Annotated in this window: 21 protein-coding genes; 2 read left to right on the forward strand and 19 right to left on the reverse strand. The window is 66.7% G+C overall.

What is annotated here, in order from left to right:
* Nucleotides 1-95 precede the first annotated feature (95 nt).
* The gene (locus BST15_RS01940; RefSeq protein WP_046187612.1) at nt 96-728 is read left to right on the forward strand and encodes a TetR/AcrR family transcriptional regulator; all 633 of its coding nucleotides are present in this window, start codon (nt 96-98) and stop codon (nt 726-728) included.
* A gap of 13 nt (nt 729-741) precedes the next feature.
* Here BST15_RS01940 and BST15_RS01945 read toward each other — a convergent pair whose 3' ends face one another.
* The 17 genes from BST15_RS01945 to clpX form a co-directional block, all read right to left on the reverse strand.
* Nucleotides 742-1,503, reverse strand: coding sequence for a PE-PPE domain-containing protein (locus BST15_RS01945; protein ID WP_046187613.1), 762 nt, complete (start codon nt 1,501-1,503; stop codon nt 742-744).
* A 12-nt stretch (nt 1,504-1,515) separates the two neighbouring features.
* A complete protein-coding gene (proB, locus tag BST15_RS01950) occupies nt 1,516-2,628 on the reverse strand; it encodes a glutamate 5-kinase (protein ID WP_046187614.1) in 1,113 nt (370 codons plus the stop codon).
* Nucleotides 2,625-4,070, reverse strand: a complete 1,446-nt coding sequence (gene obgE, locus BST15_RS01955; protein ID WP_046187615.1) for a GTPase ObgE — start codon at nt 4,068-4,070, stop codon at nt 2,625-2,627. Before obgE ends, proB begins: the two co-directional genes overlap by 4 nt.
* Before the next feature lie 48 nt (nt 4,071-4,118).
* A complete protein-coding gene (rpmA, locus tag BST15_RS01960; RefSeq protein ID WP_024440772.1) occupies nt 4,119-4,379 on the reverse strand; it encodes a 50S ribosomal protein L27 in 261 nt (86 codons plus the stop codon).
* 17 nt (nt 4,380-4,396) lie between these two features.
* Nucleotides 4,397-4,708 (reverse strand): 50S ribosomal protein L21, encoded by a 312-nt coding sequence (rplU, locus tag BST15_RS01965; protein WP_046187616.1) that lies wholly within the window; start codon nt 4,706-4,708, stop codon nt 4,397-4,399.
* Nucleotides 4,709-4,859: 151 nt separating this feature from the next.
* The gene (gene rne, locus BST15_RS01970; protein ID WP_046187617.1) at nt 4,860-7,901 is read right to left on the reverse strand and encodes a ribonuclease E; all 3,042 of its coding nucleotides are present in this window, start codon (nt 7,899-7,901) and stop codon (nt 4,860-4,862) included.
* Between the two features lie 349 nt (nt 7,902-8,250).
* Nucleotides 8,251-8,697, reverse strand: coding sequence for a nucleoside-diphosphate kinase (gene ndk, locus BST15_RS01975; RefSeq protein WP_046187683.1), 447 nt, complete (start codon nt 8,695-8,697; stop codon nt 8,251-8,253).
* An 85-nt stretch (nt 8,698-8,782) separates the two neighbouring features.
* A complete protein-coding gene (locus BST15_RS01980; protein WP_046187618.1) occupies nt 8,783-9,133 on the reverse strand; it encodes a DUF4233 domain-containing protein in 351 nt (116 codons plus the stop codon).
* On the reverse strand, nt 9,130-10,545 hold the full coding sequence (folC, locus tag BST15_RS01985) for a bifunctional tetrahydrofolate synthase/dihydrofolate synthase (protein ID WP_046187619.1): 1,416 nt from the start codon (nt 10,543-10,545) through the stop codon (nt 9,130-9,132). The genes BST15_RS01980 and folC overlap by 4 nt, the downstream gene beginning before the upstream one ends.
* The gene (locus BST15_RS01990; protein ID WP_046187620.1) at nt 10,542-13,181 is read right to left on the reverse strand and encodes a valine--tRNA ligase; all 2,640 of its coding nucleotides are present in this window, start codon (nt 13,179-13,181) and stop codon (nt 10,542-10,544) included. Before BST15_RS01990 ends, folC begins: the two co-directional genes overlap by 4 nt.
* A 111-nt stretch (nt 13,182-13,292) precedes the next feature.
* Nucleotides 13,293-13,883 carry a DUF937 domain-containing protein gene (locus BST15_RS01995; RefSeq protein ID WP_046187684.1) on the reverse strand — a complete coding sequence of 197 codons (591 nt, stop codon included), beginning with the start codon at nt 13,881-13,883 and terminating at the stop codon, nt 13,293-13,295.
* Nucleotides 13,884-13,982: 99 nt separating this feature from the next.
* The gene (locus BST15_RS02000) at nt 13,983-15,239 is read right to left on the reverse strand and encodes a saccharopine dehydrogenase family protein (RefSeq protein ID WP_046187621.1); all 1,257 of its coding nucleotides are present in this window, start codon (nt 15,237-15,239) and stop codon (nt 13,983-13,985) included.
* Nucleotides 15,240-15,333: 94 nt separating this feature from the next.
* Nucleotides 15,334-15,657: a transglycosylase family protein gene (locus BST15_RS02005; RefSeq protein WP_188108813.1), complete on the reverse strand. Its 324-nt coding sequence runs from the start codon at nt 15,655-15,657 to the stop codon at nt 15,334-15,336.
* Between the two features lie 843 nt (nt 15,658-16,500).
* Nucleotides 16,501-17,085 (reverse strand): molybdenum cofactor guanylyltransferase, encoded by a 585-nt coding sequence (gene mobA / locus BST15_RS02010; protein WP_046187623.1) that lies wholly within the window; start codon nt 17,083-17,085, stop codon nt 16,501-16,503.
* A gap of 4 nt (nt 17,086-17,089) precedes the next feature.
* Complete coding sequence (locus BST15_RS02015; RefSeq protein ID WP_046187624.1) at nt 17,090-18,175, reverse strand: 2-oxoacid:ferredoxin oxidoreductase subunit beta; 1,086 nt, start codon at nt 18,173-18,175, stop codon at nt 17,090-17,092.
* Nucleotides 18,172-20,112: a 2-oxoacid:acceptor oxidoreductase subunit alpha gene (locus tag BST15_RS02020; protein ID WP_046187625.1), complete on the reverse strand. Its 1,941-nt coding sequence runs from the start codon at nt 20,110-20,112 to the stop codon at nt 18,172-18,174. The genes BST15_RS02015 and BST15_RS02020 overlap by 4 nt, the downstream gene beginning before the upstream one ends.
* 288 nt (nt 20,113-20,400) lie before the next feature.
* Nucleotides 20,401-21,684: an ATP-dependent Clp protease ATP-binding subunit ClpX gene (clpX, locus tag BST15_RS02025; RefSeq protein ID WP_046187626.1), complete on the reverse strand. Its 1,284-nt coding sequence runs from the start codon at nt 21,682-21,684 to the stop codon at nt 20,401-20,403.
* A gap of 258 nt (nt 21,685-21,942) precedes the next feature.
* Between clpX and mmuM the strand changes: the two genes are divergently transcribed.
* Nucleotides 21,943-22,866, forward strand: coding sequence for a homocysteine S-methyltransferase (gene mmuM, locus BST15_RS02030; RefSeq protein ID WP_083070787.1), 924 nt, complete (start codon nt 21,943-21,945; stop codon nt 22,864-22,866).
* 26 nt (nt 22,867-22,892) lie between these two features.
* Here the strand turns inward: mmuM and clpP2 are convergent, their stop codons facing one another.
* Together clpP2 and clpP1 are read right to left on the reverse strand one after the other, a co-directional pair.
* Nucleotides 22,893-23,540, reverse strand: coding sequence for an ATP-dependent CLP protease proteolytic subunit ClpP2 (gene clpP2, locus BST15_RS02035; RefSeq protein ID WP_046187627.1), 648 nt, complete (start codon nt 23,538-23,540; stop codon nt 22,893-22,895).
* Nucleotides 23,537-24,115 (reverse strand): ATP-dependent CLP protease proteolytic subunit ClpP1, encoded by a 579-nt coding sequence (clpP1, locus tag BST15_RS02040; RefSeq protein ID WP_046187628.1) that lies wholly within the window; start codon nt 24,113-24,115, stop codon nt 23,537-23,539. The genes clpP2 and clpP1 overlap by 4 nt, the downstream gene beginning before the upstream one ends.
* Nucleotides 24,116-24,169: the final 54 nt, after the last annotated feature.

Raw genomic sequence — 24,169 nt, forward strand, 5'->3', positions numbered from 1 at the left:
CGGGCTTATGACACCGATCACAGTCGAATGAGCCGACAATAAGTCTAGACAGGATGTCTAGTCAAGACGTCGGCCCAGGCAGTACGCTTACGGGCGTGGCTTCTGTGACCCGCAAGCCCGCCACGAGCCGTCAGGATCGGCGCGCGGAGATCGAGCGGCGCCTGCTCGACGCGACCGAACGTCTGATGCGTGCCGGCGCAAGCTACACCGAACTGAGCGTCGACCGCCTTGCCACCGAGGCCGGGATCTCGCGCGCCAGCTTCTACATCTACTTCGAGGACAAAGGCCACCTGCTGCGCCTCCTCGCCGGACAGGTCTTCAGCGATCTGGCCACCAGTGGCCAGCGCTGGTGGGGTGTTGCCCAGCGCCGCGATCCCGAAGATGTCCGCGCCGCGATGACCGCGATCATCGCCAACTATCGCCAGCACCAGCCGCTGTTGGTCGCCCTGAGCGAGATGGCCGGCTATGACCCGCAGGTGGCAGCCACCTACCGGGAGCTACTGGCGGCCATCTCGCACCAGGCGGCACAGGTCATCGAGGAAGGCCAGGCCGACGGGGCCATCCGCCGCGAGTTACCCGCGGCCACCACCGCCAGCGCGCTGACCTGGATGGTGGAGCGGGCCTGCTATCAGAATCTGCCGAACCACGGACCCGACTACGATGCCGAACTGGCCACTGCGTTGACCGAAGTGGTGTGGGGCGCGCTCTACCTCACCCCCACCGCATAGCCGGCGCCAGAAACTAGGGCGCGCTCGGCCTGCCCCAGGCCGAGCGGTCATAAGAGTTCTCGACCATCCGACGGCGCCGCCTCAGCCGAGAGGGAACCAACGCGCTGAGCCCGCAGACCGGGGGCACGCGCGTCGGCGAGAAGACATAGGTGATGTTGCCCTGATTCACCCGAACGTTGTCGGCGCCGCGCAGGTCGACCCTGAAGTAGTTGTTGTGAATCAACACCAGACCCAGCAGGGCATTGCGGATGGCCAGCGAATCAACCCGCCCTGCAGGAAGATTGGGGAAGTCGGCCATGCCGTCGTACTGGCGGCACAGGTCGGTCACGGCGAATGGGGTGTTCACCGGCACTCCGACACCGCCGTAGTCCGGAAGGCGCATGAACGTGACCAGCGCGGGGTCGGCGCGATAGATGCCATGGAACGGCTGTTCGGGATTGGCCAGCAACAGAAACGACACCTTGTCCGCCGGAACCGCGGAAGTCGGCCCCCACTCGCGTAGCCACTTGCAGGCGACCTGCGAACCCATGCTCACGCCGTAGACCAACACATCGTCGGCGTCCGGCGAATCGGCGAAATGCGCGACCAGCATGTCGTCGAGAGCCTGCGCGCCACGCCGAACCGCCTCGACCGCAGGGACGTAGCGCAGACCGGAGAAATAGGTGTTCGGGTACTTGACGTTGCGGACTGTGGCGCCCTTGGTCACCGCACCGCGGCACATGAACCGCAGAAAACCGCTCCAGCCCGCCCCGTCGATGGTGAATACGGTGCCCATGCCGGCGGGAACTTACACCGCGACCAGATCGTCGGCGTGCACCACCGGGCGGCGAGCGTCCGGCGCCAACTCCGCGGTGGATCGGCCGATCATCGCCTCCAACTCCGTAGCGTCGTAGCCGACGACGCCGCGTGCCACGACAGCACCCTGCGGGTCGCACAGTTCCACCACGTCACCGCCGGAGAACCGGCCTGCGACCGCGGTGATCCCGGCTGGTAGCAGGGAGCCGCGGCGTGTCAGCACCGCCTCGACCGCCCCGGCATCGAGGGTCAGCACCCCGACCGCATCCGCGGCGTGACGCACCCAGAACTTCCGTGCCGACAACCGCTGCGCCCGGGGCGAAAAGACCGTTCCCACCGAGGCCTCGGACAATGCCTCGGCGGCATCGGTGGCGGCGGCCAGCAATACCGGCACGCCCGCGTCCGCGGCCAGCAGTGCCGAGGAGAGCTTCGAGACCATGCCGCCGGTTCCCAGGTGACTGCCTTCGCTGGCGACCACGTCGGCGAGGTCATCCGGTCCGGACACTTCGGAGACCAGACGGGCCGGGCCCTTGCGAGGGTCGGAGTCATAGAGGCCGTCGATGTCGGAGAGCAACACCAGCGCGTCGGCGCCCACCAGATGTGCCACCAGCGCCGAGAGCCGATCGTTGTCGCCGAACCGGATCTCATTGGTGGCTACCGTGTCGTTCTCGTTGACGATCGCCACCGCGTGCAGGGCACGCAGCCGGTCCAGGGTGCGGGCGGCATTGGTGTGCGACACCCGCATCGAGACGTCCTGGGCGGTGAGCAGCACCTGGCCCACGGTGCGGCCGAATCGCCCGAAGGCCGAACTCCACGCGTTGACCAGCGCCACCTGTCCCACGCTGGCGGCGGCCTGTTTGGTAGCCAGGTCCGTTGGCCGCTTGGTCAGGCCCAGTGGCTCCAGGCCGGCCGCGATAGCGCCCGAGGACACGATCGTGACGTCCGAGCCGGCCTTCATCCGGGCTTCGATCGCCTCAGTGAGCCCGGCGAGCCGCGCCGCATCGAACATGCCGGTCTTCGTGGTCAGCGCGGTGGTGCCGATCTTGACCACGACACTGCGCGCGGTGCGAATCGCTTCGCGCGCCGCGGATTGACCACGGCTCACGACTCCTCCGGGTGTTCACGACGCTGCTTGCGGGCGACCTTGCGTTCCGCGGCGCCCACTCGATCCGTGCGCTCCAGCCGCGTGTCGGTTCCCCGGCCGGACAACGTGATGTCCACGCCGGCGGGCGTGGCGGGCTCCCAGTCGAAGGTCATCTCCCCGATCGTCACCGCACAACCCGGCTTGGCCCCCCGCTTGAGCAGTTCGTCCTCGACACCGAGCCGCGCCAGCCGGTCACCCAGGTAGCCGACCGCCTCGTCGTTGTCGAAGTTGGTCTGGTGCACCCAGCGCTCGGGCTGTGTACCGCGCACCAGGAATCCGCCCTCGCCGTCGGCTTCCACGGTGAACCCGGTCTCCCCCGCGCGCACGGGACGGATCACCTGGCGGCGCGCCACCGGCTCCGGCTGCGCCGCGCGATACGCCGACACCATCTCGGCCAGCGCGAACGTCAACGGCCGCAAGCCGGCTCGGCTGACCGTCGAAACCATGAACACCGGCCAGCCGTACTGGGCCGCGATGTCGTCGCGGACGAACTCCGCCATCTCCAGCGCCTCGGGCACGTCGATCTTGTTGAGCACCACCGCCCGTGGCCGGTCCACCAGGTCACCGAGCGTCGAATCCCCTTGCATGGTGGGGGTATAGGCAGCCAACTCGGCTTCGATCGCTTCGATGTCCGAGAGCGGGTCGCGACCGGGTTCGGCGGTGGCACAGTCCACGATGTGGACCAGCACCGCGCAGCGCTCGATGTGCCGGAGAAAGTCCAGACCCAGACCGCGCCCCGCCGAAGCGCCCGGAATGAGGCCCGGCACGTCTGCCGCAGTGAAGGTGTTGTCGCCGGCGGAGACCACGCCCAGATTCGGCGCCAGCGTGGTGAACGGATAGTCGGCGATCTTCGGCTTCGCCGCCGAGATCACTGATACCAGAGCGGATTTGCCCGCGGAGGGGAAGCCGATCAGACCGACATCGGCAACAGTCTTGAGTTCCAGGGTGAGATCGCGGGTCTCGCCCTTCTCCCCCAACAACGCAAAGCCGGGCGCCTTGCGGGCGCGCGACACCAGCGCCGCGTTACCCAGACCGCCTCGCCCGCCGGCGGCTGCCTCGAATCGGGCACCCGTACCTACCAGGTCGGCCAGCAGCCTCCCGTGCTCGTCGAGCACGACAGTGCCGTCGGGAACCTTGATCTCCAGGTCCGCGCCGAAAGCGCCGTCCTTGTTGTTGCCCTGGCCCTGCTTGCCGGACGCCGCGGCGATGTGCGGCCGAAAGTGGAAGTCCAGCAGGGTGTGCACCTGGGGATCGACGACCAGCACGACGCTACCGCCGCGGCCGCCGTTACCCCCGTCGGGGCCACCGAGTGGCTTGAACTTCTCCCGGTGAATGGAGGCACAGCCGTTGCCCCCGTCGCCGGCCCGCACATGGATGACAACGCGGTCGACGAACCGGGACATGGCGTTACTACCTATCCGGCGCCCGAAGGCGCCCAGTTACGCCAGCGACTAGTCGCGGGCGACAGGCACGATGTTGATCAACTTGCGGCCGCGCTTCACACCGAATTCGACCGCACCAGGTGCCGTGGCGAACAGGGTGTCGTCGCCACCGCGCCCGACATTGACGCCGGGGTGGAAGTGGGTGCCGCGCTGCCGCACCAGGATCTCGCCGGCCTTGACGACCTGGCCGCCGAACCGCTTGACGCCGAGCCGCTGGGCGTTTGAGTCGCGCCCGTTACGTGAGCTGGAAGCGCCCTTCTTGTGTGCCATCTCGCTGCCTCCTGCTGCTACTTGATTCCGGTGACCTTGAGCACGGTCAGCTGCTGACGGTGACCCTGCCGCTTGTGGTAGCCGGTCTTGTTCTTGAACTTGTGGATACGGATCTTGGGGCCCTTGGTGTGCTCGAGCACCTCTCCGGTGACCGCGACCTTGGCCAGCTTGGCGGCGTCGGTGGTGACGTTGGCGCCGTCCACGACCAGCGCGACCGGCAGCGAGACCGACGATCCCGGCTCGGACTCGATCTTTTCAACCTTGAGCACGTCGCCAACGGCTACCTTGTACTGCTTGCCGCCGGTTTTGACGATTGCGTACGTCGCCATCGTTGGTTTCTACCTCTGCTTCTCAGGCGCGCACGCCATCGGGACTTGCGCAGGTGTCTGGGGTTCTGTCCGCCGAGCTGTGGTTATTCCCGCCTGGCGACAACTGGTCAAGGGTACGTGACCAGCGGCTAAGGGGTCAAACCGGCCCGCCTTAGATCGGGGGTCCGGCAGGCCGTGCCGCCGCGCGTCGCCGTCGCGGACGCTCGACCAGCGCAACAGGCACTTCCGGCTCCTCGAACTCCTCGGATTCATCGGAATCGTCGGCTTCATCGATGACGTCCAGATCTTCGTCGAAGTCTTCTTCATCGTCATCGTCATCGTCGTCGTCGTCGTCGAGATCGACATCGTCGACTTCGTCATCGTCATCGTCATCGTCGTCGTCATCGTCGTCATCGTCGTCATCGTCGTCGTCGTCGTCGTCATCGTCATCGTCATCGTCATCGAGATCGACGTCGTCGACTTCGTCGTCGTCGTCGTCGGTGTCGTCGTCGGTGTCGTCGTCGGTGTCGTCGTCGATTTCGTCGTCATCGTCGGTGTCGGCGTCATCGTCTTCGGCGTCATCGTCTACGTCGTCTACGTCGTCAGCGAGGTCCTCATCGACCACGTCGGACTCCACGGCTTCTTGAGCGACCTCGTCGCCCTGCGCATCCTGCGCGCCCTGCTCGGCGAGGCTCACCGCCAACTCATCGGCGTCGGATGCGGTCTCGTGCTCGTCGTCGGACTCATCGTGCCGGTCGGTGGCCGCCGCCATCGCCTTGAACATCGGGTGATCACCTGGCGTGTGCACCGGAACCTTGCTGACCGGCGGCTCATCAACCTTCGGCTTTTTCGAGCGCTTGCTGCGCCGGCTGGTGGTGCCACCCCCACCCCCCGACTCGGACTTGCGGCCCGGCCCGGCCGAGTCCACTGGATCGGCATGCAGCACGATGCCGCGCCCGGCGCAGTGCTGACATGACGTCGAGAAAGCCTCGATCAGCCCCGTGCCCAACCGCTTGCGGGTCAGCTGCACCAGTCCCAGCGACGTCACCTCAGAAACCTGATGACGCGTGCGGTCCCGGCCCAGCGCCTCGGTCAACCGGCGCAGCACCAGGTCGCGATTGGACTCCAGCACCATGTCGATGAAGTCGATGACGATGATTCCGCCGATGTCGCGGAGCCGAAGCTGCCGCACGATCTCCTCGGCAGCCTCCAGGTTGTTCTTGGTCACCGTCTCCTCAAGGTTGCCCCCGGACCCGGTGAACTTGCCGGTGTTGACGTCGACGACAGTCATCGCCTCGGTCCGGTCGATGACCAGCGTGCCGCCCGACGGCAGCCATACCTTGCGGTCGAGCGCCTTGGCCAGCTGCTCGTCGATGCGGTGCACCGCGAACACGTCCGGACCGGCCTGGCCATTCGGACCGGTGGGGGCCGAGTAGCGGGTCAGCTTCGACACCAGTTCGGGTGCCACCGAGCCCACATACTCGTTGATCGTGGCCCAGGCGTCGTCGCCGGAGACCACCAATTCGGAGAAGTCCTCGTTGAACAGGTCCCGGATCACCTTCACCAACACGTCGGGCTCTTCGTAGAGCGCGACCGCGGCACCGGACGCTTTGCCCTTGGTCTCGGTCGCGGTGGCCTCGATCTGGTTCCAGCGTTCCTGCAGACGCTCCACGTCGGCGCGGATGTCTTCTTCTTTGACGCCCTCCGACGCGGTACGGATGATCACGCCGGCGTCGGCGGGCACCACCTCGCGCAGAATCTCTTTGAGCCGCTGCCGCTCAGTGTCGGGCAATTTGCGACTGATACCGGTGGACGACGCACCCGGCACGTAGACCAGGTAGCGGCCTGCAAGGGATACCTGGGTGGTGAGCCGGGCGCCCTTATGCCCGATCGGGTCCTTGCTGACCTGCACGACGACGTAGTCGCCGGGCTTGAGTGCCTGCTCGATCTTGCGGTTGGCGCCACCGAGCCCGGCAGCCTCCCAGTTCACCTCACCGGCGTAGAGGACGCCGTTTCGGCCCCGCCCGATGTCGACGAAGGCTGCTTCCATCGACGGCAGCACGTTCTGCACAACGCCCAGGTAGACATTGCCCACCAGCGAGGTCGATGCGGCCGACGTGACGAAGTGCTCGACCATCACGCCGTCTTCGAGCACGGCGATCTGGGTGTAGCGGGCGCCCTGATGCGGTGGCTCGGTCCGGACGCGATCGCGGACCACCATCCGGCGTTCGACGGCCTCGCGGCGGGCCAGGAACTCCGCCTCGCTCAGGATCGGCGGGCGACGACGTCCGGCATCGCGACCATCACGGCGGCGCTGCCGCTTGGCCTCCAGCCGTGTCGAGCCGGTGATGCCCTGGATCTCGTCGTCGCCGGTCCCCCGGTCGCTCTTGGCGGAGCGGTTGGTCTTGGCGCGCGGGGCCCGCTCGTGCACGACGGTGTTGGGCGGGTCGTCCAACGAGGCGGCGTCATCGTCCTCGCCGGTCCCGGCCTTGCGCCGACGACGGCGCCGACGACGCCGGTTGCCTGCGTCGTCGCCCGAAGCGCTGTCCTCGTCGCCGGTGTCCTCGCTGTCCCCGGCTTCCTCCGAATCCGCGGCGGCGTCGTCGTCCTCGGTCTCGTCCTCGGAGTCCGCAACGTCGTCGGAGGCTGCGCCCTCGGTGCCGCGACCGCGGCCGCGTCCGCGCCGCCCCCGGCGACGGCGCCGGTTGGCGGGCCGGTCACCGTTCTCGTCGTCGGCGTCGGTGTCGGTGTCGGCCTCGGCGCTGCCGGCCTCGTCGTCGTCATCGTCATCGTCGAGGTCGTTGGCGACGGCGGCGCGAGCCACCGGGCGGTCAAAGGCGACCGGCTGCGGGGCCACGAACAACGGCATGTAGTCGGCCCGAGTGGCGACCGGCTCTGGAGCGGTCTCCAGCAGCAGCCGGGACTCGGGTTCGTCGGGGACCTCGTTGGCCTCGACGGCCGGGCCGGCCTCCTGGAACAGTCCACCCACGGCGGGCTCCTCGGTGGAGCCCAGCAGGTCGCGGACCCGAACCGCCTCGACGCGGTCCACGCTGGAGTGGGCGCTGCGAGTGCGGCCGTCCAGCTCGGTCAGCGCGTCCAGGACCCGCCTGCTGGTGGTGCCCAAGACCCGCGCCAGGGAATGGACCCGCAGCCGATCGGGCAACTCCTGGGGCTCGGCGGCCCCAGCTGCGAGGTCCGACTCAGGTCCTGACACAGGTCCTTTGGAGTCAGGACCTTCGAAGCCTTTGAAAAGAGAAGGTTCTTCCACGTAAGTCTCCTCAAGCCCCCGGGCGCGTCGTTACGACGCGGCCACGCGAGGACTTCTCGTTATGGGCCCGGATCGCTTCTCCGGGCTTGTAGTGGTCTCGCTCCGAGGGGCTCGGGTTGAACCGACTCGGTGCCTGGCTGAATGAGGTTCAGCGATCGGCGCCGCATCACAGATCGCGATCGTCGCACTCGCCGAAGTCTTCATTCGGGTGTCGGAAACCGATCCGGTGACGTTCACCCGTTAGTCAGTATCCCACACAATGCACAGCAGTCGGACGAAAGGCGCTAACCCGGTATCAGGCCAGGGTCATCGGCGACGCCGACGCCGAGGGCTTCAGGTCGGGAAACCACAGTGCGATCTCACGCTCGGCCGACTCCGGCGAGTCCGAGCCGTGCACCAGGTTGAATTGGGTCTCCAGGCCGAAGTCGCCGCGGATGGTGCCCGGCGTCGCCTTGGCCACCGGGTCGGTTCCGCCGGCGAGCTGCCGGAATGCCTCGATCGCGCGCGGGCCCTCGACCACGGCTGCGACCACCGGACCTGAGGTGATGAAGTCCAGCAACGAGGCAAAGAACGCCTTACCGTCGTGCTCGGCGTAGTGCTGCCGGGCCACCGCCTGCTGCACGGGCCGCAGTTCCAGGGCCGCCAACGTCAGGCCCTTCTTCTCGATCCGGTTGATGATCTCGCCGACCAACCGACGGTTCACGCCGTCCGGCTTGATCAGTACCAACGTCCGCTCAGTCATGACGCGCCGCTCCTGTCCCATCGCTCCGCCCGGCATCGTCGCCTGCGGCACGGGCGATAGCGTACCGGCCTGGGAGCGGCCCCCATCACGAGCGTCGCAAGACCACGGTGCGGAAGTACGCGATCAGCACCCACACCGCGGTGAACACCAGGCCCATCACCCCTACACCGGGGTAGACCACGAAACCGGCCACCAGCACCGGCTGCAGCGCCAGATTGGCCCAGATCGCCCAACTCCGGCCCTGGACGCCGGCGAGCAGCAGCAGCGCCAGGGCCAGACCGAGCAGGTAGGTCAGCGAGAACGGCGTCAGACCGCCCCCCACGACGCTGACCACCGGCAGCGCCAACAGCACCGTGATCGCCTCGAGGATCAGCGTCGCGGCCATCACGCCGCGAAATCCCCGCCAGGGATCGGGTGCCGACGATTGTTCGGTCATTCCGGATCCCTTCCGAAAAGGGAGCGAGCAGCTCCCGCGGTGACCACCGATCCGGTGATCACAATACCGGCCCCGGAGGCTTGCCCCTCGGAGTCGAACTCGTCAACCAAGGCCGTTGCCGCGTCGATCGCATCTTCCAGCGTCTCCGTGGTGACCACTCGATCATCACCGAAGTACTTTGCCGCGGCCACGGTGAGCATTTCGACGTCCATTGCCCGAGGAGAACCGTTGTGAGTCACAACAATTCGGTCAAATGCCGGCTCCAGAGCCGCCAGAATCCCGTCCACGTCCTTGTCTGCCATCACACTGACAACGCCGATCAGATAGCGGAAGTCGAAGTCTTCGGCCAGGGCCTGGGCCAGTACGGCGGCACCGGCCGGATTGTGCGCGGCGTCGATAAAGACGGTGGGCGAACTACGCATTCGTTCCAGCCGACCTGGGCTGCGCGCAGCGGCGAACCCCGCCCGAACCGTGTCGACATCGAGTTGGCGCTCGGCACCGGCCCCGAAGAAGGCTTCCACCGCCGCCAGTGCCAGCACCGCGTTGTGTGCCTGATGCTCACCGTGCAACGGCAGGAAGATGTCCGAATACACTCCGCCGAGCCCCTGCAGCTCCAGTACCTGCCCTCCGACCGCGAGTTGACGGCTACGGACTGCGAATTCCGAATTCTCCCGCGCCACTGCGGCATCGGCGCGCACGGACTGCGCCAGCAACACCTCCATGACCTCGGGCTTCTGACGGGCGATCACCGCCACGGTGTCGATCAGCTCATCCGGCGAACGGTGGATGATCCCGGCCTTCTCGGCCGCGATTCCGGCGATGTCCTCGCCGAGGTAGTCGACATGGTCGATTCCGATCGGAGTGATGACCGCGACGGGCGCGCCGACGACGTTGGTGGCGTCCCAGCGACCACCCATGCCAACCTCCACCACGGCGACGTCGACCGGGGCGTCGGCGAAGGCCGCGAACGCCATCCCGGTGAGCACCTCGAACTTGCTCATCGCCGGCCCACCGTCGGCCTGTGAAGACGCGTCGACCATCTGCACGAAGGGCTCGATCTCGGCGTAGGTCTCCACATACCGCCCCGGGCTGATCGGCCGGCCGTCGATCGCGATGCGCTCGACCGCCGACTGCAGGTGCGGGCTGGTGGTGCGTCCGGTGCGGCGGGAGAACGCGGTCAGCAGCGCGTCGATCATCCTGACCACCGAGGATTTTCCGTTGGTGCCCGCCACGTGAATGGAGGGGTAAGCGCGCTGCGGAGATCCGAGCAGCTCCAGCAGGGCAGTGATCCGGGTCAGGCTCGGTTCGATCGTGGTTTCGCCCCATCGCTGATCAAGCAGGTGCTCGACCTGAAGCAGCGCTGCGATCTCGTCGGGAGTGGGCTCGGTGATGTCGATCGGCTGATCGGTCACGTCAGGCCCGCCAGTCGCGCGGTGATGCGCTCCACTTCGTCACGGGCCAACTGCTGACGGGCGCGGATCTTGTCGACTACCGCCTCAGGTGCCTTGCCCAGGAATTCGCCGTTGCCCAGCTTTGCCGAGGTGGCATCGAGGTCCTTGCGCGCGGCGGCCAGGTCCTTTTCCAAACGGCGGCGTTCGGCAACGACATCAACGGTCCCGGAGGTGTCCAGTTCGACGACGACGGTGCCGCGAGCCAGTCGCACCTCGACGGTGGCCGACGGCGCGAAGCCCTCCCCCGGCTCGGTCAGCCAGGCCTGGGAGGCCACTGCTGCCACCTGGGTGGCCAGGTCGGCGTCGTCGATACCGGTGAGCCGGGCCGGGACCTTCTGCCGATCCCGCAGCCCCTGGTCGCTGCGGAAGCGGCGGATCTCGGTGACCAACTTCTGCATATCGGTGATCCGTTGCGCGGCAACTTCGTCCAAGGCGATGCCCGACGATGCCGGCCAGTCCGCGATCACCAGTGACTCCGCGCCGGTGAGTTCTTGCCACAGGGTTTCGGTGACGAACGGGATCACCGGGTGCAGCAGCCGCAACAGGGTGTCGAGCACCTCGGCGAGCACGGCTGTGGTGTGGGCCAGTCCCTGCCCCAGCTGGGTCTTGGCCAATTCGACGTACCAGTCACAGAACTCGTCCCAGGCGAAGTGGTACAGCGCCTCGCAGGCCCGGCCGAACTCATAGCCGTCGAACGCCGAATCCACTTCGGCGCGAACCTCTTCCAAGCGCCCCAGGATCCACCGGTCGGCGTCTGTCAGCACGTCAGCAGCCGGAAGAGGCGCCGGCGAGGCGCCGTTCATCAGCGCGAACCGGGTGGCGTTGAACAGCTTGGTGACGAAGTTCCTCGATGCCCGGGCATGATCCTCGCCGATCGACAGGTCACTGCCGGGGCTCGCGCCGCGGGCCAGGGTGAACCGCAGGGCATCGGCGCCGAACAGCTCCACCCAGTCCAGCGGGTCGATACCGTTACCCCGCGATTTACTCATCTTGCGGCCGTGTTCGTCGCGGATCAGGCCATGCAGGAACACATTCCGGAACGGCACCTTGCCCTCGGGCAGCGCCTCGTCGCCACCGACGAACGTGCCGAACATCATCATCCGGGCGACCCAGAAGAACAAGATGTCGTAGCCCGTCACCAACACGCTTGTCGGATAGAACTTCTCCAACTCCGGCGTCGCGTCGGGCCAGCCCATCGTGGAGAACGGCCACAACCCGGACGAGAACCAGGTGTCGAGCACATCGGGGTCCTGCTCCCAGCCCTGCGGCGGGGTCTCGTCCGGCCCGACACAGACCTTCTCGCCATTGGGGCCATGCCAGATCGGGATGCGGTGCCCCCACCACAGCTGGCGCGAGATGCACCAGTCGTGCATGTCGTCGACCCAGCTGAACCAGCGCGGTTCCAGGCTCTTCGGGTGGATGATGGTGTCCCCGTTGCGGACAGCATCGCCGGCCGCCTTGGCCAGCGAGGAGACGTCGACCCACCACTGCATCGACAGTCGCGGTTCGATGACCTCGCCACTGCGCTCGGAATGCCCAACGCTGTGCAGGTAAGGCCGCTTCTCGGCGACGATCCGGCCTTGGGCGGCCAGCGCTTCGCGCACCGCGACCCGCGCCTCGAAGCGGTCCATCCCGTCGAACTGTGTTCCGGTGCCGGTGATCCGCGCACGTTTGTCCAGGATCGTCGGCATGTCCAGCTGGTGGCGCAGACCGATCTCGAAGTCGTTGGGGTCGTGGGCGGGGGTGACTTTGACCGCTCCGGTGCCGAATTCGGGGTCAACGTGGGCGTCGGCGACCACGGCGATCTCGCGGTCCAAGAACGGGTGCGGCAACGAGCTGCCCACCAACGCGCGGTACCGGTCGTCGTCGGGGTGGACCGCTATCGCGGTGTCACCGAGCATGGTCTCGAGCCGGGTGGTGGCCACCACGATATGAGGCTCGGTGTCGTCGAGCGAGCCGTACCGGAACGACACCAGCTCACCCTCGATGTCTTCGTACTTGACCTCGAGGTCGCTGATCGCGGTTTCCAGCACGGGAGACCAGTTGACCAGTCGTTCGGCCTGGTAGATCAACCCCGCGTCGTAGAGCCGCTTGAAGATGGTGCGCACGGCCCGCGACAGGCCGTCGTCCATGGTGAAGCGTTCGCGACTCCAGTCCACGCCGTCACCGAGCCGGCGCATCTGGCCACCGATGGTGCCGCCGGACTCACGCTTCCAGTCCCACACCTTCTCGACGAACAGCTCGCGACCGAAGTCTTCCTTGGTCTTGCCGTCGGCGGCCAGCTGCCGCTCGACCACACTCTGCGTCGCGATACCGGCGTGGTCCATGCCCGGCAGCCACAACACCTCATAGCCCTGCATCCTCTTACGGCGGGTCAGCACATCCATCAGGGTGTGGTCGAGCGCATGCCCCATGTGCAAGCTGCCGGTGACATTCGGTGGGGGCAGCACGATCGAGTAGCCGGGCTTGTCACTGGTGGGGTCCGCCGTGAAGTAGCCGGCATCCACCCAACGCTGGTAGATCGCGTCCTCTACCGCACCCGGCTCCCAGGACTTGGGCAGGTGATCGGCGCTGGCGGCGTTGGGAGTGTCAGTCACCGGTCAATTCTAGGAACGTCGGCCAGGCAATTCCCTAGGAGGGAGGTGTCACCGACAAAAGCCCCCGGACCTGCAGTGATCCGGGGCCTTGATCGATTGATTTCGGCGGGGCTACTTCTTGCCGCCGAGCAGACCGCCGAGGATGTCGCCGATGGCGCCGCCGGTCTTGCCGCCGATCATGTTGCCCAGGATGCTGCCCATCGACTGGTTCTTCGGGGCACTGCCACCGGCCATTCCACCCAGAATGCTGCCCAGCACGTCGCCGAGGCCGCCGCCTGAAGCCTGCTCCTGGGCCGGCTCGGCCTTCTGCCCGGTCAGCTGCTTACCGATGTAGGCAAGCACGATTGGCGCGATGATCGGCAGCAGCTTCTGCAGCAGGTCGTTGTTGCCGGCACCGGCACCAGACAGCGCCGAGGCGACCTGGCTGGTGTCGTTGCCGCCGAAGATGGTGGAGATCACCTGCTGGCCGTCGGACTGGCTGGCGCCCAGTGCATTGTCCAACAGCCCAGCAGCAGCGAAGGTGGCGGCGGAGTTGACGATCGTGTCGGCTTGCCCGGGGTCTTGAGCGTTCTGGCTCAACCCGCCGACCAGTACGGGCACCAGGGTGCGAATGGTGCTGTCCACCTCAGCCGAGTCGGCGCCGAGCTGGTTGGCGATGTCTTGGATGGGGATCTGAGCGAAGAGGTCGTCGAGGCCGGCCATGAGTGATTCCACCTTCTTTGCTGGGTGCTGCTGGGGGCAGCGGTCGAAAACGACACTAGCGGAAAGATCTGTGCACGGCACCGGCGAATTTGGCGGCACTCAGCGCAGCCGGGTGACCGTGAGTGTCACGCCCGCCGCGGGCAGTCTGGCCAGCAGTACGTCGCCCATCGCGGCCGCCGGAGTGAGCACGCCATAGCGCTCGGGCAGCGCGTCTCGGTCCAGCGCCAAGGCCAGCGCACTCTCACCCAGCAGCACCGAGGTGGCTTGGTAGCCGGGGTCGCCCTGCTGCGCCATCTCCACGCGGTAGCGCGCTCCGCCGCTCGTCCTCGTGTAGGTCTCGATGCGGTAGTAGCCGCTCTCACGGCGGCTTCGGCTGGGTCCGGTTCCCGGCTTGGGCAACGCCCGTTCGAGCAGTGCGGGCGGCACCAGCCGTACAAGGTGCCCACCGAAGGCGAAGCTGGCCCTGCTCAGCCCGGTCGCCAACCCGGCCAGCGCAGGTGCGGCGGCCGACGAGCCGCAGCTCATGTGCTCGGCGTAGCGGAAACGGCGGCCGTAGGCCCAGCCCAGCAGGCCGTTACTACGGCGCACGATCCGGGTGTTGACCGGCGCCATGGCGAAACCGGCCGTCCAGATGCCGTCCAGTTCCGCCGCGATGTCCCCGCCGCGCCGCCAGGACAGATCTGGCTCGGCGCCCAATCGGGGTTCGGCGGGTCGATCCGAGCTGAGGGTGTAGGGGTCGCGAAGCTGCCGCTGAGCCTGGGGGTCGCCGGCGGCGGTTCCCAGGAACTCGACCATCGAGGCGAGTGTGCCCCCGGACGCCCCACCGGAGGCTCCCCGCACCACCAGGTCGGTGTCGAGCAACTCACCGGTGTTGTCCTCCTGCGCAGCCCGATACAGGGCATACACGCTGATGTCTGAGGGTATGGAGTCGAAGCCGCAGCCATGCACGATCCGACTCCGGTTGGCGGCGGCCTGCTCGTGGTAGCGGTCGATACTCTCCCGCACGAACAGCGTCTCCCCGGTGAGGTCGACGTAATCGGTGCCCGCCGCGGCGCAGGCCGCGACCAAGGGCATTCCATAGCGGGTGTAGGGGCCGACAGTGCTGATAACGACCCGAGCGCGGGCCGCCATCGCATTCAGGGTGGCCGGCTGGCCGGCCTCGGCGACCATGATCGGCCAGTCTTGGGCAACGGCGCCGAGTTGAGCGCGGACCTCGCCCAGCCGCTCCGCGGAGCGGCCCGCCAATCCGATGCGGGCGCCGCCACCGGCGCGAGCCAGGTAATCAGCGGTCAGTTTCCCCGCAAATCCAGTGGCGCCATAAAGGATGACGTCGAGTTCACGTGAGGTGTCAGACACCCGCCCGACGCTACTCGGCGGCCCAGCCACGCTTCGATGACGACGGCGCCGGGTTGCTCGCCCGGCGCCGTCCTCCTAGAGCTGGGGTGATTGGTCAGCCGCGGCGGCCGCACACCGGCCAGGCACCGATGCCCTGGCTGCGCAGAACGTTCTCGGCAACCCGGATCTGCTCGGCACGGCTGGCGTTGTGCGGCATGCCGCTGCCACCGTTTGCCCGCCAGGTACCCGCGTTGAACTGCAGCCCGCCGTAGTAGCCGTTACCGGTGTTGATCGACCAGTTGCCGCCCGACTCGCAGGCGGCGATGGCGTCCCAGTTGACGCTGTCAGCCTTGGCGGTGGCGTCGGACAGCGCGATCGCGCCGGTGACGAGGGCGCCGGCGACCGCGGCCAAGGTGAGGGGCTTGCGGACGTTCTTCAACATCGTTCCTTTCGCAGCGCGCGCGCCGAATGCGCCCACAGCGGTGGGTCGGCATGCCTGGATTCCAGGCGGGGAATGGTCTTCGAGGCGTGCCGTCTAGGTCAGGCACGACAGCGGGGGCAGGTGTGCCCGCCGGGGATGACACCCGGCACCGCGGTGGCGTTCGAGGGGCCGCCCGCGGCCCCGCTCACACGCGGTTCCGTCGATTTACTTTGTTTGCCCGTTTTTAGGGCGAATGGAACTTACGAAACATTCATACGGCGAGTCCAACCGCATGACGCCAATATCTCGACTAGATCACGAAAACATCACGCCGCAGACGACTTTTATTTCCGCAGGTCAGCAGAGGATTTTCCGGGCCGAGCGGCGCAGAATCGGCCGCGCGCAATCGTGAGTCAGATCACCAGGTTTTTGTGGCCCAGGCCACGGTAAAGGAGCGGTCAAGAAGCCTCTTGCGCGCCGATTCCGCCGCAAATCCGTGTCTACAGGCGCCTCAGCAGCAACTTTTGCCACAGTATTCGCAGATCAGCGCGCTGAGCGCGGCGAACCCGCCCCGGAAGGGGCGGGATCTGCGGGACAACGGTCCAGCACGAGATTGGACATGAACAAACAGGGCCATAGCCGGGACCGGCTTCGGCGGCCGGGCAGAATCGAGCTCGGTATCAATCCCGTTGCACTACAAGCATTTCGAGCACCCAGCGATGGCTATCGCGTCGTGCACATTACTCGCCCCGCCAATATTCTCTGCATCTCAGGCAGATAATACGGCGATTTATTTCGGGTGGTGATACTGCCGATGAAGGCTTTACCAGAAGCCGCGAACGGTATTTGCTGCCGGGCGAATCACAGCAGGCCGTTGATATCGTCAGCCGTGTTGAGGTTGGCCAGTGGGGATGCATCGGTCAGAACGATGCGCCGGACGTCGGCGCTCTCGACCAGGGCACCCACCCGGCGTTCCCCCGCCGCCACGAGGGCATCGACAGTCGCGGCCAGCGCGGTCCGGTACACCCCCGCCAGATAGTGGTCACGTCCCGCGGCAGGCAACACGACGTCGGCCCCGGACTGGCTCGACTCCTCGCCCAACTGATCGATCAGTTCCGTTGTCAGAAAAGGCATATCGACCGCGCACACGAACGCGCGGAGGGCACCGTGGCGCGCTGCGGCGCGCAACCCCAGCCCGATGGCCGGCAAGGGGCCCAGCCCGGGGACCTCGTCACGCAGGACCTGCGCAGCAAGTGCGGGCAGCACCTGTCCCTGGGCGGCCACCACAAAGACCGGACCACAGTTCCGCGCCACCACCGCGACCAGATGTTCCACCAGGGTCAGGCCATTGAAGCGGCCCGGCACCGTCAGCGTGGCCTTATCGCGGCCCATCCGGCGCGATGCGCCGCCGGCCAGCACGACACCGGCCAGCCGACCGGTTGTCATGTCGTCAGTCGACGGTCCAAGTGTCGCGACCACGCAACAGCGACTGCAGCGCGGCGGTGTCGCTCGCGGTCGACTGCCGGGCCTCGGCGACCTGCGCGCGGGCCAGGTCGTCGTAGGTGGGCTTGGTGACCTTGCGGAAAATGCCCATCGGGAAGTGCGACAGGTCCTGCTCGGAGAGCCGCGACAGCGCGAAGGCATACGAGGAGTCGGCCTGGGTGGCGTCGTGCACCACGATCTGCTCGGGTGACACATCGGCGGTCTTGGCGACCTCGAGCCCGAAACCGGACCTGATGACGCAGTGCTCTCCCTCGGCACCGAACACGATGCGCTCCCCGTGCCGGACGTTGATGATGCGGCTGTCCGCACCGTCCTTGCGCAACAGGTCGAAGGAGCCGTCGTTGAACACCGGGCAGTCCTGCAGGATCTCCACCAGCGCCGAACCGCGGTGCTCCATCGCGCCTTGCAGGACCTCGGTGAGGCCCTTGCGGTCGGAGTCCAGGGCGCGACCGACGAACGTCGCCTCGGCGCCCAGGGCCAGCGAGATCGGGTTGAACGGGTTGTCCAGCGAACCGAAGGGCGTCGACTTGGTGATCTTGCCGGTCTCCGACGTGGGCGAGTACTGCCCCTTGGTCAGACCGTAGATCCGGTTGTTGAACAGCAGGATGGTGATGTTGACGTTGCGCCGCAGCGTGTGGATCAGGTGGTTGCCGCCGATCGAGAGGGCGTCGCCGTCACCGGTGATCAGGAACACCTTGAGGTCTTCGCGGGCGGTGGCCAGCCCCGTGGCGAACGTCGGACCGCGGCCGTGGATCGAGTGCACGCCGTAGGTGTTCATGTAGTACGGGAAACGGCTCGAGCAGCCGATACCGCTGACGAACACCACGTTCTCCCGGCGCAGGCCCAGCTCGGGAAGGAAGCCACGGATCGTGTTGAGGATGACGTAGTCACCGCACCCCGGGCACCACCGCACCTCCTGGTCGGAGGTGTAGTCCTTGGCCTTCTGCGGCTCGTCGGTGGTGGGCACCCCGGTCAACGAGGTCAGCCCCAGGTCGAGACCCACGAGCGTGTCGGCTGATTCGGTGGTGGTCATGAGTTCGCTCCCGCTGTGCCCGCAATGGTGACCGCCGCGGCCTTGGCCAGCGACGCCTTCTCGTTCTCCCGATCGGCCAGCGTGCCAGCCAGCGCGTCGTCGATGATCCCCTCGATCTCATCGGCCAGGAACGCCTGGCCGGTCACCTTCGTGACCGACTGGATGTCGACCAGGTAGCGACCCCGCAGCAGCAGCGCCAGCTGGCCCAGGTTCATCTCCGGCAGCACCACCTTGGCGTAGCGTCGCAGCACCTCGCCCAGGTTGGCCGGCAGCGGGTTGAGGTTCCGCAGGTGGGCCTGGGCGACCTTGATACCGCTGCGCCGGACCCGCCGGCAGGCCTCGGCGATCGGACCGTAGGAGCTGCCCCAGCCCAGCATCAGCAGCTCGGCGTCCCCGGACGGGTCGTCGACCACCAGGTCGGGCACCTTGATGCCGTCGACCTTGGCCTGCCGCAGCCGCACCATCAGGTCGTGGTTGGCCGGCTCGTAGGAGATCGCCCCGGAGCCGTTGGCCTTCTCCAGCCCACCGATCCGGTGCTCCAGGCCCGGGGTGCCGGGGATGGCGAACTGGCGGGCCAGCGTCTCCGGGTCGCGCGCGTAGGGCGCGAAGTCCTCGCCGGCCTTGGCCAGGTTCTGCTCGATCGGCTCCATCGAGGCCACGTCCGGGATGCGCCACGGTTCGGAACCGTTGGCGATCGCGCCGTCGGAGAGCAGCACCACCGGGGTGCGGTAGGTCACTGCGATCCGAACGGCTTCGACGGCCGCGTCGAAGCAATCCGACGGCGTGCACGGGGCCAGCACGGCAACCGGCGACTCACCATTGCGCCCGTAGAGGGCCTGCATCAGATCGGCCTGCTCGGTCTTGGTGGGCAGGCCGGTGGACGGGCCGCCGCGCTGGACATTGATCAGCAGCAGCGGCAGCTCGGTCATCACGGCCAGGCCCAGCGCCTCGGCCTTGAGAGCCAAACCGGGACCGGAGGTGCTGGTGACACCGAGCGCACCGCCGTAGGAGGCGCCGATCGCCGCACCGATACCGGCGATCTCATCTTCGGCCTGGAAGGTGAGCACGTTGAAGTTCTTGTACTTGGACAGCTCGTGCAGGATGTCCGAGGCCGGGGTGATCGGGTAAGTCCCCAGCACTACCTGGGTGTTTGCCAGCTGGCCGGCGACGATCACGCCGTAGGCCATCGCGGTGTTGCCCGAGATCTGGCGGTACTCGCCCGCTGGCAACTTGGCCGGGGCGATCTCATAGGTGGTCCCGAACGCCTCGGTGGTCTCGCCGTAGTTCCAGCCCGCCTTGAGCGCCAGCACGTTGGCGTCGGCCACGTCGGGCTTCTTGGCGAACTTCTCCTTGATGAAGCGCTCACTGCTCTCGAGCTCACGGCCGTACATCCACGACAGCAGGCCGAGGGCGAACATGTTCTTGGCCCGCGCCCCGTCCTTCTTGGTCGCGCCGATAGCCTCGACCGCACCCAGCGTCAGGGACGTCATGGCGACCGGGACCACGACGTAGTCGGAGAGTTCCTCGGTCTCGAGCGGGTTGGTGTCGTAGCCGATCTTGGCCAGGTTGCGCTTGGTGAACTCGTCGGAGTTGACGATCACCATGCCACCGCGCGGCAGGTCCCCGATGTTGGCTTTGAGCGCCGCAGGGTTCATCGCCACCAATACGTCGGGGCGGTCGCCGGCGGTGAGGATGTCGAAGTCGGCGATCTGGATCTGGAAGGACGAGACGCCCGGCAGGGTCCCCTGAGGTGCGCGGATCTCGGCAGGGTAGTTCGGCTGGGTGGCCAAGTCATTGCCGAAAAGTGCCGCTTCAGAGGTGAAGCGATCGCCGGTGAGCTGCATGCCGTCGCCGGAGTCACCAGCGAACCGGATCACGACCTTCTCGAGTTTTTGGCGCCCGGGTGCCGACCCGACTCCGTTACCACTCGGCCCCACGGCCCCGCCTTCCCTCACTGTCCGACTCGGGCCCGCACAGCACCGCTGGCGCACCCCAAAAATTTTTCTGTCACTGGCAGTACCGATTATTGCACCGCTCTTATAGACCATACGACGCCACACCGGGTCAGAAATGGGCTTACTCAGTGTTAAATGTCGATGTCACACCGGGGTTCACGGGCAAGTTGACGCCGAAATGTGGTTTTCATCACGCTTGCCCGCCGACCAAGTCTAAGAAAGCAAAGTACTGGCGAGTAACTTTGCTCGGCGCGCCGAGCGCCGTCCCGATCAGGCGCTCTTGTCGCGCCGCTCGCCCCGTGACGCCTTACGCGGCACGATGGTCGGCAGCACGTTGTCCTGCACGGTCTCCTTGGTCACCACGACCTTGGCGACGTCGTTGCGGCTGGGGATGTCATACATCACCGGCAGCAGGACTTCTTCCATGATCGCCCGCAGCCCTCGTGCACCGGTGCCGCGGTGGATGGCCTGATCTGCGATGGCCTCCAAGGCGTCCTGGCTGAACTCCAGCTCCACCCCGTCCATCTCGAACAACCGGGTGTACTGCTTGACCAGTGCGTTCTTGGGCTCAGAGAGGATCTTGACCAGCGACTCCATGTCCAGGTTGGTCACTGAGGCCACGACCGGCAGCCGCCCGATGAACTCGGGGATCAGACCGAACTTGATCAGGTCCTCGGGCATGACCTCGGCGAAGTGATCGGTGGTGTCGATCTCGGCCTTGGACCGGACCTCGGCGCCGAAGCCGAGGCCCCGCTTGCCCACCCGGTCCGAGACGATCTTCTCCAGGCCGGCGAATGCCCCAGCCACGATGAACAGCACGTTGGTGGTGTCGATCTGAATGAATTCCTGGTGGGGGTGCTTGCGGCCGCCCTGCGGGGGAACCGAGGCCTGGGTGCCCTCCAGGATCTTCAGCAGTGCCTGCTGCACACCCTCGCCGGAGACGTCGCGGGTGATGGACGGGTTTTCGCTCTTGCGGGCGATCTTGTCGACCTCGTCGATGTAGACGATGCCGGTCTCGGCGCGCTTGACGTCGTAGTCGGCCGCCTGAATCAGCTTGAGCAGAATGTTCTCGACGTCTTCGCCGACATAACCCGCTTCGGTCAGCGCGGTGGCGTCGGCGATCGCAAACGGGACGTTGAGCATTTTGGCCAGGGTCTGGGCCAGGTAGGTCTTGCCGCAGCCGGTGGGCCCGAGCATCAAGATGTTGGACTTGGTCAGCTCGACGGGCTCACCCGAGCGGGAGTCCCGGCTCTTCTCGCCGGCCTGGATGCGCTTGTAGTGGTTGTAGACCGCCACCGCCAGCGTGCGCTTGGCCGTGTCCTGGCCGATCACGTAGCCCTCAAGAAACTCCCGGATCTCGGCGGGCTTGGGCAGTTCATCGAGCTTGACGTCGTCGGCGTCAGCGAGTTCTTCTTCGATGATCTCGTTGCACAGGTCGATGCACTCGTCGCAGATGTAGACGCCCGGACCTGCGATGAGCTTCTTGACCTGCTTCTGGCTCTTGCCGCAGAACGAACATTTCAGCAAGTCCCCGCCGTCTCCAATGCGCGCCATAGTGCGTTAGGACCTACTTCCTGTTCGCCGTCTGTCGTCGGGGTGCCGGTGTTCTGCTCCGACGCTACCCGTTCATTCCGGTGCGAGGCGACCGATAAGGCCGAATCGCGTCGTTGGTATTCATCACTGGCCCTGCCTGCCTGCTCCAAGAACATATCGCCCGATGCGCCACACCCGGGGTGTGACGCGCTGGCGTGGCGTGAGCGTTTCGGGGCGTTACCCGGATGTGAGAGACACCCGAGGTCGTCCCGCCCTACAGTGGCGGCCGTGGCGTTCGCCGTGCCCGACGATACCGTGCTGGTCGCCGATGGGGGGCTGGCAACGGAGCTGGAAGCCCGTGGGGCCGATCTGTCCGACCCGCTGTGGTCGGCTCGGCTACTCATCGAGGCCCCCGAAGAGATCGAGGCTGTTCACCGCGCGTACTTCGCCGCGGGCGCGCAGATCGCCACCACCGCCAGCTATCAGGCCAGCTTCGAGGGTTTCGCGGCTCGCGGCGTCGACGCCGCCACCGCCGAGGGGCTGTTGGCCCGCAGTGTGCAGCTGGCCCGCGCCGCCACCGATGACCGCCCGCGGCGCTGGGTTGCGGCATCGATCGGACCGTACGGCGCGTCCCGCGCAGACGGCTCGGAATACCTTGGCCGATATGGGCTTTCGGTCGCGCAGTTGTCGGCGTGGCACCGGCCCAGACTGGAGGTGCTGGGCAGCGCCGGGGCCGATCTGCTCGCACTGGAGACGGTGCCCGACGTCGATGAGGCCGAAGCGCTGGTCGGTCTGGTGCGCGCCACGGGCCTACCGGCCTGGCTCAGCTACACGATCGCCGGCACCGCGACCCGCGCCGGCCAGTCACTCGATCAGGCCTTTGCGGTGGCCACCGGGGTTCCACAGATCGTCGCCGTCGGAGTGAACTGCTGCGACCCAGACGATGTCTTGCCGGCGATCGAGATCGCCCGCGCCGTCACGGGAAAGCCGGTGATCGTCTACCCCAACAGCGGTGAGCGCTGGACTTCTGGGGGTTGGAGCGGGCCCGCCCGGTTCTCCCCCGCACTGGTGCCGGCCTGGATCGCCGCCGGGGCACGCATCGTCGGTGGTTGCTGCCGGGTCGGCCCGGCCGATATCACCGCGGTGGCCGCATTACGCCGAACGTGCACTGAGCGCGAAAATCCTTGCGGAAATTCGCGCTGAGTGCACGCTCGGTGTTGCAGAGAAAGCTACGCGGTCTGCGCAGACAGCTTCCGGTACTCCAGGACGGTGTCGATGATCCCGTACTCCTTGGCCTCGGCCGCGGTGAGGATCTTGTCCCGATCGGTGTCCCGGCGGACCACCTCGGCGTCCTTGCCGGTGTGGCGGGCCAGGGTGGACTCCATCAGGGTCCGCATCCGCTCGATCTCGGCCGCCTGGATCTCCAGGTCAGAGAACTGGCCCTGGATGACTCCCGACAACGACGGCTGGTGGATCAGCACCCGGGCGTTGGGCAGCGCCATCCGCTTGCCCGGCGTTCCCGCCGCCAGCAGCACCGCCGCAGCCGACGCCGCCTGCCCCAGGCACACGGTCTGGATGTCGGCACGGACGTACTGCATGGTGTCGTAGATCGCCATCAACGAGGTGAACGAGCCACCCGGGGAGTTGATGTACATGGTGATGTCGCGGTCCGGGTCCAACGACTCCAGCACCAGCAACTGGGCCATGATGTCGTTGGCCGAAGCGTCGTCGACCTGGACACCCAGGAAGATGATCCGCTCTTCGAACAGCTTGTTGTACGGGTTGGACTCTTTGACACCCCAGCTGGAGTGCTCCACGAACGACGGCAGGATGTAACGGGCCTGCGGTGCGATGGCACGCAAGGTTTCGGGGTTCATGATGCATCTCCGTTGACGTGGGCGCGGGTGATGATGTGGTCGACGAAGCCGTACTCAAGCGCTTCGGCAGCGGTGAACCAGCGGTCGCGGTCGGAGTCGGCCTCGATCCGCTCGATGGTCTGACCGGTGAACTCGGCGTTGAGCCGGAACATCTCCTTCTTGATGACCGCGAACTGCTCGGCCTGGATGGCGATGTCGGCGGCGCTGCCGGTCACTCCGCCCAGCGGCTGGTGCATCAGGATCCGGGCGTGCGGCAGGGCGTAACGCTTGCCCTTGGTGCCCGCGGCGAGCAGGAATTCGCCCATCGAGGCCGCCATCCCCATCGCGTAGGTGGCGACGTCGCACGGCGCCAGCACCATGGTGTCGTAAATCGCCATCCCGGCGCTGATCGAGCCACCCGGAGAGTTGATGTACAGCGAGATGTCCTTGGTCGGGTCCTCGGCGGCCAAGAGCAGGATCTGAGCGCACAGCCGGTTGGCGATGTCGTCGTCCACCTGCGACCCCAGGAAGATGATGCGTTCTCGCAGTAGGCGCTCGTATACGGAGTCGACGAGATTCAGACCGGGCTGGCTCACAGTGGGGTACCTGCTTTCTCGAGATTCATATGCACCGACCCTAACCAACCGGTG

The organism is Mycolicibacter arupensis, from assembly GCF_002086515.1.
GTDB classification, from domain to species: Bacteria; Actinomycetota; Actinomycetes; order Mycobacteriales; family Mycobacteriaceae; genus Mycobacterium; species Mycobacterium arupense.